Source organism: Hydrogenivirga sp. 128-5-R1-1 (assembly GCF_000171895.1).
Genome location: NZ_ABHJ01000070.1, coordinates 1 through 3,560 on the forward strand (window position 1 = coordinate 1; position 3,560 = coordinate 3,560).

Annotated in this window: 4 protein-coding genes; 2 read left to right on the top strand and 2 right to left on the bottom strand. The window is 30.6% G+C overall.

Annotation, left to right across the window (positions count from 1 at the left end; all coding sequences use genetic code 11):
* The coding region (gene mltG / locus HG1285_RS05305; protein ID WP_008288427.1) for an endolytic transglycosylase MltG at window positions 1–460 on the top strand (460 nt) is incomplete at its 5' end.
* On the opposite strand, the gene amrS is transcribed toward mltG, so the two are convergent.
* Both amrS and hisS read right to left on the bottom strand, forming a co-directional pair.
* Window positions 461–1,486 (bottom strand): AmmeMemoRadiSam system radical SAM enzyme, encoded by a 1,026-nt coding sequence (amrS, locus tag HG1285_RS05300; RefSeq protein ID WP_008288428.1) that lies wholly within the window; start codon window positions 1,484–1,486, stop codon window positions 461–463. It lies immediately after the preceding gene.
* Between the two features lie 68 nt (window positions 1,487–1,554).
* Window positions 1,555–2,784, bottom strand: coding sequence for a histidine--tRNA ligase (gene hisS, locus HG1285_RS05295; RefSeq protein WP_008288429.1), 1,230 nt, complete (start codon window positions 2,782–2,784; stop codon window positions 1,555–1,557).
* A gap of 64 nt (window positions 2,785–2,848) precedes the next feature.
* Between hisS and HG1285_RS05290 the strand changes: the two genes are divergently transcribed.
* Window positions 2,849–3,560, top strand: a 712-nt coding sequence (locus HG1285_RS05290; protein WP_008288430.1) for a DUF815 domain-containing protein, incomplete at its 3' end; no start/stop codon positions are given.

Genomic DNA, 3,560 nt, shown 5'->3' on the forward strand with positions numbered 1-3,560 from the left:
AAGGTTATTTTATGCTTTTATAAAGAGATTTAAGAAAATATATCCATCTGGAAATTTAAATAATGAAAATTTTTATCAAAAAATGATAATAGCTTCTTTGATAGAAAAAGAAACTTCAGATTTTAATGAAAAAAGAATTATAGCCGGAATTATTTACAAAAGATTAAAGATAAGAATGCCTCTTCAGATAGATGCATCTGTAATTTATGCGAAAAAATTAAAAAATATATGGAATGGTAAACTCTCAAAAGAAGATTATCTAATAGAAAGTCCATTTAACACTTATAAAATATATGGACTTCCTCCTTCTCCTATATCTTCATTTTCAAAAGAAAGCTTTAAAGCTGTTCAAAATCCATTAAAAACTGATTATTTGTATTATTTTACAAAAGATGGGAAAAAACATATTTTTTCAAAAACATTTAAAGAACATTTAAGAAAACTAAGGGGTGGAAGATAATTACTTCCAGACCCCTGCAATTTCAGTTTTACATTTAGGACATTTTCCATCTTCAAGATGATTGATTACAAACTGTCCCAAATGACCTCTTCTATCAATAACTCTGTATCCACAGTTTGGACAGTAAGTAGATTCCCTATCTTCATCATCAAAGTTTCCAACATAAACATAGTTTAGACCTTCTTCTTTTCCTATTTCATAAGCTTTTTTAATTGTTTCAATAGGTGTTGGAGGAACATCCTTCATTTTCCATGCAGGGAAAAATCTGGATAAATGCCATGGCATATTTTTATCAAGTGATGCAATCCATTTTGCTGCTTCTCTAAGCTCTTTTTCATCATCATTATGCCCTGGAATTATAAGCGTTGTTAATTCAACCCATATCCCAAGTTCTTTAGCATGCTCTATAGCTTTTAAAACTGGCTTTAATCTTGCCCCAACAATTTCTCTGTAAAACTTATCATTGAAAGCTTTTAAGTCTATATTCATTGCATCAAGGTAAGGTGCAAGGGTATCAAGTGCTTCTTTAGTTTCATAACCAGATGATACAAATACGTTTCTAATACCGTGTTCTTTTGCAAGTTTCATAGTGTCATAAGCATACTCAAAGAAAACGACAGGTTCATTGTAAGTGTAGGCTATTGATGGAATGTTATTTTCTACGCAGAAATTAACAATAGTTTCTGGCATTAAATTAGCACCAAAAACTTTTCCGTTATTTTCTTGAGGATATTGAGAAATATCCGCATTTTGGCAAAAATAACAATGCATATTACATCCTACAGTTCCAAGTGAAAATATTGGTGTGTTTGGCAAGAAATGATAAAGAGGTTTTTTCTCAATAGGGTCAACATTATAAGCCGCAGCAAGTCCATAAGTTGTTAAGTATAAATTTCCATCTTCTTTTACTTTTCTAATCCCGCATATGCCAATTTCACCTATATCTAAAACACATCTTTGACTGCATGCCTTACAAAGTACTTTTCCATTTTCCTTTTTTTCAGACATCCATGCCAGTGCTTCCATAGTTAAAAACCCCCAATTTTATTTTGGGGGTAATATATGGGAAAAATTTTATAATGCAATACTAAGATTTATAACCTAACTTTAAGAACTTCTATTAAATCTTCTATATTTTCAAATACTTCCTGAGCTCCTGTTGTCATGTCCTTTAGCTCACATTTATCACTAACAAAAACCACATAACTTGCACCAAGTTTATTTGCCAATTTCATTTTAGATTTTAAACTTCCTTCTTTCATAATAAGTTCCGTTCTAAATTTGTTTGACCTCAGCAAATCGGCTGTTAAAATACCTTCAATATTATGCTCTTCTGTTATAGGAATTACTACAATTAAAGGTCTATCTTCCGGAAGTTTTTCTAAAAGAAGCATTAGCCTTTCTATACCAGCAGCAAATCCCAGAGCTGGAGTTGGAGGACCTCCAAGCTGCTCAACAAGTTTATCGTATCTTCCTCCTGCTGCAACTGTCCCCTGAGCTCCTATTTTATCTGTTATAAATTCAAAAACTGTATGGGTGTAGTAATCAAGCCCTCTAACTAAACATGGATTTTCTATAAATTCAACATTTAATGCTTTTAGATATTCTTTAATTCTTTCGTACCTTTCTAAACTTTCATCTGAAAGGAATTCTGTTATTAAAGGAGCCTCTTTTGTTATATCCTTACAAGTTTCAACTTTACAATCTAAAACCCTCAAAGGATTTGTTTCAATCCTTATATTACAGGTTTCACATAAATGCTGTTTTCTTTCTTCTAAAAACTCTTTTAAAGCTTTAATGTAGTTTTTTCTATCTTCAAAATTACCTAAGGTATTTATTTCAAGTCTAGTAGGAATCTCAAGTGTATTTAAAATATCTGAAACCATTTTTATAAGCTCGGCATCTGCCAAAGGGGAGGATACTCCAAAAATCTCAGCCCCTATTTGATGGAACTGTCTATATCTTCCTGCCTGGGGTCTTTCATATCTAAACATTGCCCCTTCATAAAAAAGTTTTTTAATAGAAGACTGGGCATACATTTTTTCTTCAATGTAAGCTCTTACTGTAGAAGCTGTACCTTCTGGTCTTAAAGCTATTTCCCTTCCACCTCTATCTGTGAAAACGTACATTTCTTTTTGAACAATATCTGTTGCCTCGCCTACAGAACGCTTAAAAAGTGAAATATCTTCAACATAGGGAAGTATAATTTCTTCAAAATTGTAATTTTCAAATATTTTTCTTGCTACATCTGAAATATATCTGTATTTTTTGGCATTTTCCCCGTAAATATCCTGAAATCCTCTAACTTTTTTAACTTTTGACAATTAAAGTCCTCCTAAAAATTTGAATATATTAATTATAGCAGCCTGCAGGTGTATAATATAGTTCATGGAAAAATTAGATTTTAGACTTTTAAATTCAGTTTTAGAAAAAATAAATAACAAATTAGATGAGAATGTAAACATTGAAAATATTGATTTTAGCAAAGCAGATGCATTCTTGTTCTATCACAATAAATTACAACCTGTAAAGAATTACTCAAAAATAAATTTAGATATCCTTGAAGGTATAGATTATCAAAAGAAAAAGCTTTTAAAAAATACAGAAAAGTTTGTAAATAGAAAACTTGCAAATCACGCAGTTCTTTGGGGCGAAAGAGGTACAGGAAAATCTTCTTTAGTAAAGGCTATGCTTCCTATATTTTACAGTAAAGGTCTAAAATTAATCCAGGTTTTAAAAGAAGATATTTTAAATATTTTTAAACTTTACTCTTTAATAGAAAAAGAAAGTTATAGATTTATCATTTTTATAGATGATTTGTCTTTTGAGGCTGAGGACAAAGAGTTTAAAGAGTTTAAAACAATAATTGACGGCGGTGTTTTTGAAATACCTGAGAATGTACTCTTTTATGTTACTTCTAATAAAAAAAACTTGGTTCCAATTAAATTTTCAGACAGGGAAAGTGATTACAGCAGAGTTTCTGACATTTTAGAAGAAAAACTTTCACTTATAGATAGATTTGGACTTAGGCTGGGGTTTTACAAGTTTGACAAGAATACGTATTTAAAAATAGTGGAAAAATATGCACAGCTTTATAAAA